The 13357-nt window shown below is 72.9% G+C and carries 12 protein-coding genes; 5 read left to right on the top strand and 7 right to left on the bottom strand.

All coding sequences use genetic code 11. From position 1 onward, the window contains the following. Nucleotides 1-69: 69 nt before the first annotated feature. On the top strand, nucleotides 70-888 hold the full coding sequence (locus ASD33_RS21585) for an SAM-dependent methyltransferase (RefSeq protein ID WP_056562744.1): 819 nt from the start codon (nucleotides 70-72) through the stop codon (nucleotides 886-888). Between the two features lie 98 nt (nucleotides 889-986). Here ASD33_RS21585 and ASD33_RS21580 read toward each other — a convergent pair whose 3' ends face one another. Further along, on the bottom strand, nucleotides 987-2876 hold the full coding sequence (locus ASD33_RS21580) for a M64 family metallopeptidase (RefSeq protein ID WP_056562742.1): 1890 nt from the start codon (nucleotides 2874-2876) through the stop codon (nucleotides 987-989). Between the two features lie 69 nt (nucleotides 2877-2945). After that, nucleotides 2946-4289, bottom strand: coding sequence for a 6-phospho-beta-glucosidase (locus ASD33_RS21575; RefSeq protein WP_056562739.1), 1344 nt, complete (start codon nucleotides 4287-4289; stop codon nucleotides 2946-2948). Nucleotides 4290-4402: 113 nt separating this feature from the next. Here ASD33_RS21575 and ASD33_RS21570 point away from each other — a divergent pair, with 113 nt between their 5' ends. Beyond that, the gene (locus ASD33_RS21570; protein ID WP_107103770.1) at nucleotides 4403-4858 is read left to right on the top strand and encodes a YchJ family metal-binding protein; all 456 of its coding nucleotides are present in this window, start codon (nucleotides 4403-4405) and stop codon (nucleotides 4856-4858) included. A 49-nt stretch (nucleotides 4859-4907) separates the two neighbouring features. On the opposite strand, the gene ASD33_RS21565 is transcribed toward ASD33_RS21570, so the two are convergent. From ASD33_RS21565 to ASD33_RS21555, 3 genes are all read right to left on the bottom strand, one after another. Next, entirely contained in the window at nucleotides 4908-7001 is a 2094-nt protein-coding gene (locus ASD33_RS21565; RefSeq protein ID WP_079044914.1) for an MDR family MFS transporter, read from the bottom strand. A gap of 108 nt (nucleotides 7002-7109) precedes the next feature. Beyond that, nucleotides 7110-7358 carry a hypothetical protein gene (locus ASD33_RS21560; protein ID WP_199863571.1) on the bottom strand — a complete coding sequence of 83 codons (249 nt, stop codon included), beginning with the start codon at nucleotides 7356-7358 and terminating at the stop codon, nucleotides 7110-7112. A gap of 461 nt (nucleotides 7359-7819) precedes the next feature. Continuing rightward, a complete protein-coding gene (locus ASD33_RS21555; RefSeq protein WP_056562726.1) occupies nucleotides 7820-8878 on the bottom strand; it encodes an ATP-dependent DNA ligase in 1059 nt (352 codons plus the stop codon). 52 nt (nucleotides 8879-8930) lie between these two features. Between ASD33_RS21555 and ligD the strand changes: the two genes are divergently transcribed. Continuing rightward, nucleotides 8931-9971, top strand: coding sequence for a non-homologous end-joining DNA ligase (gene ligD, locus ASD33_RS21550; RefSeq protein WP_056562723.1), 1041 nt, complete (start codon nucleotides 8931-8933; stop codon nucleotides 9969-9971). 167 nt (nucleotides 9972-10138) lie between these two features. Beyond that, nucleotides 10139-11017 (top strand): alpha/beta hydrolase, encoded by an 879-nt coding sequence (locus ASD33_RS21545; RefSeq protein WP_056562721.1) that lies wholly within the window; start codon nucleotides 10139-10141, stop codon nucleotides 11015-11017. Between the two features lie 5 nt (nucleotides 11018-11022). Here ASD33_RS21545 and ASD33_RS21540 read toward each other — a convergent pair whose 3' ends face one another. Both ASD33_RS21540 and ASD33_RS21535 read right to left on the bottom strand, forming a co-directional pair. After that, nucleotides 11023-11736 (bottom strand): TetR/AcrR family transcriptional regulator, encoded by a 714-nt coding sequence (locus tag ASD33_RS21540; protein WP_056562718.1) that lies wholly within the window; start codon nucleotides 11734-11736, stop codon nucleotides 11023-11025. A gap of 225 nt (nucleotides 11737-11961) precedes the next feature. Then, nucleotides 11962-12756, bottom strand: a complete 795-nt coding sequence (locus ASD33_RS21535) for an IclR family transcriptional regulator (RefSeq protein ID WP_056562715.1) — start codon at nucleotides 12754-12756, stop codon at nucleotides 11962-11964. Between the two features lie 200 nt (nucleotides 12757-12956). On the opposite strand from ASD33_RS21535, the gene ASD33_RS36955 reads away from it, so the two are divergent. Continuing rightward, complete coding sequence (locus tag ASD33_RS36955; protein WP_347232298.1) at nucleotides 12957-13070, top strand: putative leader peptide; 114 nt, start codon at nucleotides 12957-12959, stop codon at nucleotides 13068-13070. The last annotated feature ends 287 nt before the right edge of the window (nucleotides 13071-13357 follow it).

Raw genomic sequence — 13357 nt, 5'->3', positions numbered from 1 at the left:
TCCGCCCCGCCCGTAGCGTCGCGTAACTCTTGTTGTAGCGCCACTCGTTCATCCCGACCAGGAGAGCCGATGACCCAGGACCCCGCAGCCCCACACGGCGGAATTCACATCGACACCAGCACGCCGCATCCCGCGCGCATGTACGACTGGTTCCTGGGTGGCAAGGACAACTATCCCGTCGACGAGGCGATGGCACGCCAGCTGCTCACCGTCGACGCCCGCGGCCGGGACATGGCCCGCGTCAACCGGGCCTTCATGCACCGGGCCATCCGCTGGCTCAGCGCCCACGGCGTCCGCCAGTACCTGGACGTCGGCACGGGCATCCCGACCGAGCCCAACCTGCACCAGATCGCGCAGGAGGCCGCGCCGGACTCCCGCATCGTCTACTGCGACAACGACCCGATCGTGCTCGCGCACGCGGCCGCCCTGCTGCGCTCGACCCCGCAGGGGGCCACCGAGTACATCCAGGCGGACGCCCGCGACCCCGAGGTCATCCTCGAAAGGGCCGGAAAGGTCCTTGACTTCGACCAGCCCATCGCGCTGTCGATGCTCGCCCTGCTGCACTTCGTCGGGGACGAGGACGGCGCGTACGAACTGGTCCGCAAGCTCGTGGACCAGCTCGCGCCGGGCAGCTACCTGGTCCTCTCCCACGTCACCGGGGACTTCAACCCCGAGGGCGCGGCGCAGGCCGCCGCCATGTACAAGGCGCGCGGGCTGACCCTGCGGCCCCGCTCGCGCGACGAACTGGCCGCGTTCTTCGACGGCATGGAGTTCGTCGAGCCGGGCGTGGCGCTCACCGCCGAGTGGCACCCGGAACTGGGCGAGCCCGTCCCGGTCCAGGGCGACGACCCCATCCCGGGATGGGCCGGCGTGGCCCGCAAGCTCTGACCGACAGGAACAGTGCGGACGAGGGCCCGTGGACCGTCCGGTCCACGGGCCCTCGCGTGTGTCTCTCCTGACGGCCGCCGGACGTCACCCCTCGGCCGTCAGCGGCCCGGCGGGTTCAGCGTCACCAGGAAGCTCCGCGCCGCGCTCACGTTCCCGGCCGCGTCGATCGTGCGGTACTCGACGGTGTGCCTGCCGTAGTCCGGCGTCGCGTCGTCCCACGGGACGGCCCTGCTCCGGCCCAGCTTCCCGTACACGAGGTCGTCGATCACCGTGCCGCCCGGCGTGAAGCGGAAGGGCGCGTCCGCGTCCGTCGGCCAGCCGTAGTACGTGTACCAGCCGTCGCCGTCCACCCGGAACTGGCTCACCACGGCCCCCTCCCGGTCGTCCCGCGCGGTCAGCCGCATGGTGAAGGGGCCGTCGTACACATACTCCACGGGGAGCCCGGGCCGCCGTACCGTACGCAGCGGCTCCGACAGTTCGTACGCGGCGGTGGCCGGCCGGGCGTCCACCGCCCACGTCAACGTCTCGGCGGTGCCGGCGAGACGAGCCGTCAGGGTGTGGGTGCCCGGCGCCATCCGCAGCGAACGCAGGTCCAGGTCACGGTCGTTGGCTCCGGTCGCGACGGGGCGGCCGTCGAGCCGCCAGCGGACGACGGGGGTGCGGCCCACCGGATGGGTGGTGTCCGCGTGGACGACCGTCCGGCCGCCGACCGGGGAGCCGGTCGGGGTGTGCCCGGTGAACGCGGCGGCGGTGCCGTCCGGCGCGGTGGTGAGCGAGGGGTCCACCGTCCAGCTCACGGTCCGGGTGAGTGCGGGGGAGGAGCGGACCGCCGGGTCACGGACGAAGGGCGTCGGGTCGGTGACCGTGGCCGTCAGCGTGTGCGGGCCGGGTGCGAGCCGCAGCCTCCGCAGGTCGACGCTCCGGGCGCCGCCCGTGGGAAGCGTCCGTCCGTCCAGCCGCCAGGTCACGGAGAGCGCGCCGCCCACCGGGTGCAGGGTGTCGACCCAGACCGTCCGGTCCGCGCCGACCGGCGCCGTGTCCGGGGTGTGGTCCTGGACCAGGTCCACCTTCGCGGAGATCGCCCGGACCATCACCTCGCGCTCCACCTGGTCGAAGGCGTAGCCGAGGGTCTTCATCAGCGAGTGACGGCTCGGGCGCCAGACGCCCTTCGTGCTGTACATGCCGCCCTCGTGGCGGCCTATGAGCCCGCCCGCCTCGCTCTCCTCACCCAGCCAGCGCCACCACTTGGCCCGCCCGTCCAGCATCTGCCGCTCCGTCAGGAGCGTGTGGTGGGCGGAGGAGGGCTCGGGGCCGGAGTACGCCTCGCCCGGCACGCCCCGCCCGTAGTAGTCGTACTCGTCCTGGAGACCGCCGAGCGAATGGCCTATCTCGTGCGGGGTGATGAGGGAGGACAGCGCGTTGCCGCCGGACGCGGTGGCGTAACCGCCGCCCGCGCCACCGTAGGTGGAGCTGTGCGCGAGGGCGACGATCTGCCGGTTGGCGCCCTTGGTGCCGGGGACGAGATCGGCGAGCGCGGCGGCCTTCCGGCCGTCGACGGTCAGCAGCCGCTGCACGCTGCCCGGATTGCAGCCGCCCCAGAAGCCCATGTCGAGCACGGTGTCGCGGGCGGGCGCGTCGAGCCCCGGGTCGCAGTCCACCCCGGACTCGGCCGAAGGGGACTCCACCGCCCAGACGTTGACGTAGGAACGGTAGGAGGCGAAGGGCTCGATGCTCCACAGGGTGTTCAGATGCCGTTCCAGATCGGCCCGGAACGCCGGCATCTCGGCGGCGGTGTAACCGTCGCCCAGGAACACCAGGTTGAACCGCCGGTCGGCGGGGCCGGTCGTCTGTACGGGGACGACCACCGGGCCGTCACCCGTCGGCGTCTCGGCGGCCGCCGGCACGGTTCCCACCAGGCCGGCGGCCAGCAGACAGACCGCGAGGACGCGGGCCACCCCTCGTCGAACTCCACTGCGCTGTGAGGTCATGGGGCGCGAGCCTAGGACGCGCCCCCGACCTCGTAAAGATGTTCGTCGGCCGTACGACCGGGCGACGGCTCAGTGTCGTAGGTACGCCAGGCCCGCGTGCTCCGCCGCGTACCCCTCCAGGAGGCGCCGGGCGACCGCCACCGAGTCGACCAGCGGATGGAGCGCGAAGGCCTTCACCGCCGTCGCCCGCGAACCGCTCTCCGCGGCCGCGAGGACCTCCCGCTCCACCGCCTTCACCGCCGTCACCAGGCCCACCGCGTGGTACGGCAGCGGGGACACCTCCACCGGATGGGCGCCGTTCGCGTCGACGAAGCAGGGCACCTCGATCACCGCGTCCGCGTCGAGCGCGGCGAGCGTCGTGCCGTTGCGGACGTTGAGGATCAGGGTGGCCCGCTCGCCCCGGGCGATGGCCCGCATGAGGGCGAGCGCCACCTTCTCGTAGCCGCCGGACTCCAGGTCCTCCTCGTCGCGGTCCCCGATCCCGGCGGACTCCCGGTTCGCCGCCATGTAGGTGGCCTCCCGGTCGGCGAGCGTCCGGTGCCAGGCGGCCAGCGCCGGCGTTTCGGGCTTGCCCATCTCCTCGTAGAAACCGGCCTGTTGGTCGCGGAGGTACGCGCCGCGGGTGCGCTCGGCGGTCCGGTAGGCCTGCACGGCCTCCCGGTTGAAGTAGTAGTAGTGCAGGTACTCGTTGGGGATCGCGCCGAGCGAGCGCAGCCACTCCGGGCCGAACAGCCGGCCCTCCTCGAAGGAGCCGAGCGCCTCCTCGTCGGCGAGCAGCCGGGGCAGCTCGTCCCGGCCGCCGACCCTCAACCCTCGCAGCCAGCCGAGGTGGTTGAGGCCCACGTAGTCGATCCAGGCCTCGTCCGGGTCCGCGCCCAGGACGCGGGCGACCCGGCGTCCCAGACCCACGGGGGAGTCGCAGATGCCGACGACCCGGTCGCCCAGGATCCGGGACATCGCCTCCGTCACCAGGCCGGCGGGGTTGGTGAAGTTGATGATCCAGGCGTCCGGGGCGAGGGCGGCGACCCTGCGGGCGATGTGGACGGCGACGGGCACCGTCCGCAGCCCGTACGCGATCCCGCCCGCCCCCACGGTCTCCTGGCCGAGCACCCCCTCGGCCAGCGCGATCCGCTCGTCGGCCGCCCTGCCCTCCAGACCGCCCACCCGGATCGCCGAGAACACGAAGTCGGCCCCGCGCAGGGCCTCGTCGAGATCCGTCGTCGCCGTGACCACCGGCGCGTCCGGCACGCCCTCGCCCTGCTCGGCGAGGACCCTGGCGATGGCGGAGAGCCGCCCCTCGTCGAGGTCGTACAGGGTGACATGGGTGACCCGCCCCTCGGCGTGGTCCCCGAGGAGGGCGCCGTACACCAGCGGCACCCGGAACCCGCCGCCTCCGAGAATCGTCAGTTTCATGCTCGTACGCTACTCGGGAGCACCCTCCGGACAGCGGGACGACGGCCCGGCGTCCACGGGACCGTCCACATGCCGGGCGCCGCCGCGCGCCGCCCGTGGGGGAGAATGACGGCATGTCCCGACGCAAGACCCGCCCCCGCACCTCCCCTGCCGCCGCGAGCCGCACCGCGCCCGCCGTGACCGCGGACTCGCCGTGCCCCTGCGGGCTCGACGCCGCCTACGGTGCCTGCTGCGGCCGCTTCCACACCGGGACGGGCGGCACCGCGCCCACCGCCGAACTGCTCATGCGCTCCCGCTACAGCGCCTTCGTGGTCCGCGACGAGGCCTATCTGCTCCGTACCTGGGCGCCGGCGACCCGCCCGGGGGAGGTCGACTTCGACCCGGGGCTGCGCTGGACCGGACTGGAGATCGAGGGCGCCACCGAGGGCACGGCCTTCCACCAGCACGGCACCGTCACCTTCACGGCGCGGTACGTCCACGGCGGCGAACCGGGCGCGCTGAGCGAACGGAGCCGCTTCGCGCGCCACGAGGGGGCGTGGGTGTACGTGGACGGCGACATCGGCGAGTAGGGGCGAGGAGCGGGGAGGCCGGTCGGTCCCCCCGCTGTGCCCGACGGCCTCAGCGGACCCCCGCCGAGACCGTCGTCCGGCCGACCGGGATGCCCGTCGCGAGGTCCTCGGCGACGACCTTCTTGGCGATGGCGTCCGTCGCCACCCGCAGTTCCGGCCCGCTGGGCCGGCCCTGCTCCTGCTCGACCCGCTCGGACAGCCAGTCGCCCCAGGCCCGCGCGATGACGTTCGCCTCGCGCTCGCCCGCCGGGGTGTGGGACAGCAGGTTCCCGTCGCGGGTCAGGAATCCCTCGTCGACCATCCGGTCGAAGACCGGCAGGAGCACCTCGGGCGGCACCCGCCGCCCCGCCGAGATCAGGCCGAGGCTCGCGTGCCCGACCGTCCGTGTGAACAGCTCGACCTGCATCACCGCCCAGGCACCCGCCGTGTCCAGGCGGGTGTCGGAGGCGGCGACGATCCGCCGGGCCGTGTCGAGGTCGATACGGCTCAGGAGGCGGCCGACGGAGAGTTCGAGGAGTTTCGCCGAGTCGCCGGAGGTGGTGGGGGAGGCGAAGCCCTCGCCCATGTCGGGTGCGGCGGCGCGCGCGGAGTCGCGGAGCGTGACCTGCTTCAGGAAGAGCGCGACGACGAAGCCGACGGCGGCGACCGGCACCGTCCAGAGGAAGACGGTGTGGAGGGTGTCGGCGTAGGCGTCGACGATCGGCCGAGCGATCTGGTCGGGCAGCCCGTGGACGCCGGCCGGGCTCTGCGCGGCCTGCGCGATGCCGGTCGGGTCCACGCCGAGGCTCCCGGCGACGGCGGCGGCCTCGCCGACTCCGGCGGCCAGGTTGGGCTTGAGGGAGTTGGCGTAGATGGTGCCGAAGACGGCGGTGCCGAAGGAGCTGCCGAGCGTACGGAAGAAGGTGACGCCGGAGGTGGCGGTGCCGAGGTCGGCGTAGTCGACGGTGTTCTGCACGGCGATGGTGAGGACCTGCATGCACAGGCCGATGCCGACGCCCAGCACGAACATGTACAGCGACGCCAGCCAGGTGCTGGTGTCCGGGTTCATGAGGGAGAGCAGGTAGAGCCCGAGGCCCATCACGAGGCAGCCGACGATCGGGAAGGTCCGGTAGTGGCCGGTCTTGCTGACGACGTTGCCGCTGAAGATGGAGGCGATGAGCAGGCCGACCACCATGGGCAGGGTGCGGATGCCGGAGACGGTCGCGGAGTCCCCGTCGACGTACTGGAGGTACGTCGGCAGGAAGGTCATCGCGCCGAGCATGGCGAAGCCGACGACGAAGCTCAGCACGGAGCAGACGGTGAAGACCGGGTTGCTGAACAGCCGCATCGGCAGCATGGGTTCCGCCGCGCGGGTCTCCACCCAGCAGAACAGGCCGAGGGCGACGATCCCCAGGGCGAAGAGACCGAGGATGACACCGGAGGTCCAGGCGTACTCGTTGCCGCCCCAACTGGTGGCCAGGATCAGGGCGCTGGCGCCGGCGGCGACGAGCGCGATACCGGCGTAGTCGATGACGGGGCGGCTCGCCGAGCGCACGGAGGGGATCGTGCGGGCGGCGGCGATGACGACCAGGATGGCGATGGGGACGTTGACGTAGAACGCCCAGCGCCAGGTGAGGTGGTCGGTGAACAGCCCGCCGAGGAGCGGGCCGATGACCGTCGAGACGCCGAACACGGCGCCGATCGCGCCCTGGTACTTGCCGCGTTCGCGCAGCGGGATCACATCGGCGATGAGCGCCATCGAGGTGACCATGAGCCCGCCGGCGCCGATGCCCTGGAGTCCGCGCCAGACGATCAGCAGCGTCATGTTGGTGGCGAGTCCGCAGAGGAACGAGCCGGTGATGAAGACGACCGCCGAGATCTGGAAGATCACCTTGCGGCCGAAGAGGTCGCCGAACTTGCCGACGAGGACGGTCGCGACCGTCTCGGCGAGCAGGTACGCGGTGACCACCCACGACATGTGGGCGGCGCCGCCGAGGTCCGAGACGATCGTGGGCAGGGCGGTGCCGACGATCGTCTGGTCCAGGGCGGCGAGGAGGACACCCAGCATGATCGTGCCGAAGACGATGTTGCGGCGGCGGCTGTCGAGCACGGGTGGCTCGGTGGCGGCCGAGGGCGCGGGCGCTGCGTCGCTGGTCGTGGTCACTCTCGCAGCGTCACACCGGCCCCGGCCGCGTGCATGCGGGGGACGGCCGAACGGGCGGACCCGGAGCGGCGGATGCGGGAGGGCGGCCCGTCGGGGCCGGCGGGGCCGTCAGGGCATGACCGGCAGCTGGGGGTGGTGCTTCGCGAGGATCTTGTTGGCGCGGGCGAGCGCGGCGAGGGCGTGCTCGCGGTCCGCACGGTCCTCCGCGCAGAGCGGCCCCCGGAACCGGTACACCTCACGGGCCGCGGAGTCCGCGTCGACCTCGGCCTGGAGGACGTGCAGCGGCAGACAGGAACCGATCAGCGCGGCCACGCGGTCGGGGATCGGGACGGGTACGAGGCGCGAGGGCGAGGTGATCACGGGTCAGTCCTAGTCGGTCCGGGGAGGGTACGGAAGGGTCTCCACTCCATACGTACCGGATCGCCGTACGGGTTCCGGCACGGCGATGTCCCGGCGGGGCAACGACGGGACGCCCCTCGGGCGGGCCGCGCGGGGGACGGGCCGGGGGAGCGGGCCGGGGCACCCCGGGCCGCGGGGAGCGTTCTCGCAGGTACGGGGGTGGGCGGCCGCGACGGAATTGCGCACCGTCCCTGCGTATCGACCGTACGTTCGTCGAACGGGCTGTCGGATCGGGCTGGTTGGGATAAACCGACCGACGGGAGAATGTGAAGCATCTCACTCGGCGGATCGATGGGGAGGGAGGGCACCGGTGGGGTCGGAGGGGGCGGGGTGGCCAGTGTGGCGGGAGCTGTCGGCGGGGCCGGAGCGACCGGGGTGACCGGACCGGGCGGGTGGGGCCACGGTCGCCTCGGACTCGCTCAGGTCAGGATCTCCGACAGGTCGTACGACACCGGCTCGTCCAGCTGCCCGTACCCGCAGGACTCCGGTGTACGGTCCGGGCGCCAGCGCTTGAACTGCGCGGTGTGACGGAAGCGGTCGCCCTCCATGTGGTCGTATCCGACCTCGCAGACCCGCTCGGGCCGCAGCGCCACCCACGACAGGTCCTTCTTGCCCGACCAGCGGCTCGGCGCTCCGGGGAGTCGCGCCCCCTCGTGGGCGGCCTCGTTCGCCCACGCCGCCCACGGGTGCCCGTCCGGCGGGTCCATCCGGAGGGGTTCCAGTTCCCCGATCAGCTCGGCGCGCCGGACGGCGGTGAACGCCGCGCAGACGCCGACGTGCTGGAGGACGCCACCGTCGTCGTACAGGCCGAGCAGGAGCGAGCCGACCACGGGGCCGCTCTTGTGGAAGCGGTAGCCGGCCACGACGACATCGGCCGTCCGATCGTGCTTGATCTTGTACATCAGGCGGGCGTCGGGCCGGTACGGCAGGTCGAGCGGCTTGGCGATCACGCCGTCGAGCCCCGCTCCCTCGTACTGCTCGAACCAGCGGGCGGCGAGTTCCGCGTCCCGGGTCGCGGGGGCCAGGTGCACGGGTGCGTCGACGCCGGCGAGCATCGCCTCCAGGGCCTCCCGCCGTTCGCCGAGCGGGGTGTCGAGGAGCGACGCGTCGCCGAGGGCCAGCAGGTCGAAGGCGATGAACCGGGCGGGGGTGGTCTCGGCCAGCATCCGGACCCGGGAGTCGGCAGGGTGGATCCGCTCGCTGAGCCGGTCGAAGTCGAGATGGCCGTCGTGCTCGATGACGATCTCGCCGTCGACCACACAGCGTTCCGGCAGCCGGGCCGCGAGCGCCTCGACCAGTTCGGGGAAGTAGCGGGTCAGGGGCTTGCCGGTACGGCTGCCGATGACCAGCTCGGCCGCGTCCCGGTGCACGATCGCACGGAATCCGTCCCACTTGGCCTCGTACTGCATGCCCGGCGGAATCTTCTTCACGGACTTGGCGAGCATCGGCTTCACGGGCGGCATCACCGGCAGATCCATGAGGCGATTGTCCGGTATGCGGGAGTTGTCGGCGAGATCTAGGCTGACCCGCATGGCAGGCAAGGCGGCAGCGGTGGAACTGGAAGTCGGCGACCGGACCGTACGCGTGTCCAATCCGGACAAGGTGTACTTCCCCGAACCCGGCTACACCAAGCTCGACATGGTCAGCTACTACCTGGCCGTGGGGGACGGGATCACCCGCGCGCTGCGGAACCGCCCCACCACCCTGGAGCGCTACCCCGACGGGGTGACCGGCGAGTCCTTCTTCCAGAAGCGGGCCCCGAAGTACCTGCCCGACTGGATCCCGACGGCCCACATCACCTTTCCCAGCGGCCGGTCGGCCGACGAGATGTGCCCGACCGAACCGGCGGCCGTGCTCTGGGCCGCCAACCTCGGCGCCGTCACCTTCCATCCCTGGCCGGTACGAAGGGGCGACACCGACCACCCCGACGAGCTGCGCATCGACCTCGACCCGCAGCCCGGCACCGACTACTCCGACGCGGTCCGCGCGGCCCACGAGCTGCGCTCCGTCCTCGACGAGCACGGGCTGCGCGGCTGGCCGAAGACCTCCGGCGGGCGAGGGCTCCACGTCTTCGTGCCGATCACGCCCGAATGGACCTTCACGCAGGTCAGGCGCGCCGCCATCGCCTGCGGTAGGGAGCTGGAGCGCCGGATGCCGGAGCGGGTCACCATCAAGTGGTGGAAGGAGGAGCGCGGCGAGCGGATCTTCGTCGACTACAACCAGACCGCCCGGGACCGCACGATCGCCTCCGCCTACTCCGTACGCCCCCGCCCGCACGCGCCGGTGTCGGCCCCGCTGCGGTGGGAGGAGATCGACGACGCCGTGCCGCAGGACTTCGACATCAGGACGATGCCGGTCAGGTACGCCGAAGTCGGCGACGTCCACGCCGACATGGACGACGAGCGCTTCGGCCTGGAGTCCCTGCTGGAGCTGGCCCGGCGGGACGAGGCGGAACACGGCCTCGGGGACCTGCCGTATCCGCCGGAGTACCCGAAGATGCCGGGCGAACCGAAGCGGGTGCAGCCGAGCAGGGCGAAGAAGAAGGACGGGGCGGCGGACGGGGACGAGTGAGCGGCCTGTCGGTGGGGCGACGGCCGGATCGATCGGTGGATGGCGAGGGTGAGGGGGCGGGCCGGTGTCCCCGGGTGGGCGCCGGCCCGCCTTCTTCTTCACTCTAAAACAAGACGAACGGTCGTGCTGGCATTTTTTCACCCCAGGACGACCGAGGAGATTCCGGCATGTACCCGATGGCTCCGCTCATCCGCCCCGCCCTGAACACCGCCGCCCGGGTCGCCCCCGGACCGGCCGGCCGACTGGCCTTCCACCTCTTCGTCCGCCCCCTCGGCCGGGGGAAGGTGAAGCCCGGGGAGCAGGCGCTCCTCGCCGCCGCGCGCACCGGACGCCTCCGCGTCGGCGACAAGGACGTCGTCACCTACGTGTGGGGCGACGGCGCCCGGCCCGTCCTGCTCGTCCACGGCTGGTCCTCACGCGCCTCGCGGCTGTCGGCCTTCGCCGAGGCCCTGCTCGCACGCGGTCACAGCGTCGTCGCCTTCGACGCACCCGGCCACGGGGAATCCTCCGGACGGGCCGGCAACATCCTCGAATACCGGGAGATCATCCGGGAGTTGCACGCGCGGCACGGCGACTTCGACGCCGTCGTCGCCCACAGCCTGGGGGTCCTCGCCGCCCTCTTCGCCCTCCGCGACGGCGTCCGTACGAGCCGCTTCGTCGGACTCGGCGGCGTCGGCTCCTTCGAGATGCTCACCGAGAGCTTCCGGACCGGCTTCGGGCTCGACGAGCGGGTGATCCGGTGCATGCGGGCGTACGTCGAAGGGCGCCTCGCGCCCGACGAGCCCGGCATCTGGGACCGTTTCGACGCGGACCCCGGCGCGCTCGGCGCGCCCGTCCTGCTGTTCCACGACGAGGGTGACGACATGGTGCCCCTCGCCCAGGCGCGCCGGCTGGCGGGGGCGCACGGCGACCGCGCCCGGCTCGTCGTCACGAAGGGGCTCGGGCACCGTCGCATCCTGACGGACGCGGAGGTCGTGGCCGAGGCGGTGGAGTTCCTGACGGCACCGGTCGGCGACCGCTCGGGGGAGGGTGTGGCGGCGGGCTGAGCCCGCTACCCCTGGGTGGGGGTGGCGGCGGGGTCGGTGGCGTCGGGGGTGCCCGGGTCGTCGAGCGCGTCCCGGCCCCGGTCCGTGGCCGAGGCGCGCAGCCGGGCCGTGATTCCGCGCTCGGCACGGGCGTACACCCCGGGGTCGCCGAACAGGACGGACTGCGCGTTGGCCGCCTCCATCAGGGCGATCACCTCGAAGGCCACCTGCTCCACGTCCAGGTCCCCGGCGAGGTCGCCCACCGCCCGGGCCTCGCTCAGGGCGCCCTCCACGTAGGCGGTCCAGTCGTGTCGGGTACGGGCGACGGCATCGTGGACGGGCCCCGTGCGGGCGTCGAACTCCGCGGAGACGGCGTAGAAGAAGCAGCCGCCCGCGAAGACCCGCTCCGAGGAGTACGCCAGCCATTTCCGGCACAGGTCGCGCACCCTGCGGGCGCCGGGCGGCACGTCCGCGAGGGGGGTGACGACCCGCTCGGCGAAGACCGCGACGGCGGCCCGGACCGTGGCGAGCTGGAGCTCCTCCTTCGAGCCGAAGAGGGCGAAGACGCCGCTCTTGCTCAGCTGGAGTTCGGTCGCGATCCGGCCCAGGGACAGCCCTTCGAGGCCCTCGACCGAGGCGATGTCCATCGTCCGGCCGAGCACGAGGCGCCGGGTCTGGTTCCCGCGCTCGACCCGCCCGTCCGTCTTGGACTTGGTGCCGCTTCCGGTGCTGCCGCTCATCCGCCCATGGTACTGAACGCACGACCGTGCGGACATATCCGGGCGAGCGCCGCGTATGCCGGGTGGGCGCGTCCCCGGTGGGGTTCGGCCGTCGCCCGGTGGCGGTCCGTCGGTCGGGTGGCGGCCGCCGGGGTCGCCGGGGTTGGCCGGGGTGGCGGAGCGGCGCCGTGGCCGGGGCGTCCAGGGTGATCGGGACCGGTCCGGGTCTCGCCCGGGGGCGCGTGCCTACCCGGCCCGTTCGCCGGGATCCCGGCGCTCCGCCGGGGCGAGCAGCAGGACCTCAAGGGCGCGGGCGCAGGCGCGTGCCTGCGCCAGGTGCCAGTCGAGCCGCGCGTCGGTGATCAGCTCGGGGGTCGCGCGGACCGCGAGCGCGAAGCGCGCGTGCCCCGTCCGCTCCAGCACGGGCACGGCCACCGTCCGCACCCCGAGGGCCGACTCGCCGTCGTTGAGCGCGTACCCCGCCTCCCGTACGCGAGCCAACTCGGCGGCCAGAGCCGGTGGTTCGACGATAGTGCGCTCGGTGAACGCGTACAGCGGCGGCAGCGAGCGCGGTCCGGCCTCGCCCGCCCTGGGCCACGCGAGGAGCACCTTCCCGAGCGCCGTCGAGTGCAACGGGCGGCGCAGACCCACCTTCGGGGTCACCGAACCGCCCGCCACGATGACCACGTGCGGACCGCTGCGGAGCGCCAAGTCCGCGGTGGCGCCGGTCCGTTCCGCCAGATCGGACAGCTCGGGCGCGGCCAGGTGCAGTCCCCGCTGGTGGTACGAGAGGCGGCCCAGCTCCGTCATCGCCGGGCCCAGCCGGTAGCGGGCCGTCCGGGCGTCCTGCTCCAGGAAGCCCGCACCCAGCAGGGTCCGGGCGAGCCGGTGCGCCGTGGACGTGGAGAGCCCCAGCCGCCGTGCGAGGTCGGAGGCGCTCAGGTCGGGCCCGTTGTCGTGGAAACAGTGCAGCACGTCGAGTGCGCGGCGGACCGCCTGGGCGCCCGCCGGGGGTCGGGCGATGCCGGCCTCGGTCGTCATAGGGTTCGCTCCCCGTGGGTGATCGGGCTCCCACGCTGCCACATGGCGGGAGCCGAATCGGGCGCCCTGCGAGGTCGGAAACACTGCGTTCATACGCAATCCCGCATCGTGGGAGTCGAGTTGTCGGCGGCGGAACATTCGTGGCAGGGTTCCGGCCAAGCCACCACAGCGACACCGAGCCGGAGGGAGCCGGGCCAGCCATGAACGGACGACGCGCCGCACGCCGCACGCCCACCACGACTCCCGCGCCGCTCGGGCTCACCCGGCGCCGTCACATCGACCTGGCGCGGGTCGCGGGAGCCGGCTGTCGCTGACGACGCGGTTCGCCGGGCGCCAAGGCCGGCGTCGTCGTATCCGAGGGTCGTCGTATCCGGGGGTGTCGTCGTCGGACGACACACACCGTCCGCCGAGGTCGCACGCCGCTGACGGCGCTGGTCACTGATGTTGCCGGCGCGTCGGCGCGGCTCGGCCTTGACCCTCCGGCCGTCGGCACCTTCCGCTCCCAGGTGAGCCGCTAGCCGTACGCCAACTCCTTTGCCAGGGAAGGAAGTTCCGGTCGGCGGGTTCTGGAGCCCCTCCCGTGCCCGGACTCTCTCTCAAG

This window comes from Streptomyces sp. Root1304, assembly GCF_001426405.1.
Taxonomy (GTDB): domain Bacteria; phylum Actinomycetota; class Actinomycetes; order Streptomycetales; family Streptomycetaceae; genus Streptomyces.
Note: the sequence above shows the minus strand (reverse complement) of the source record. Positions and strands in the feature narration are given on the sequence as shown.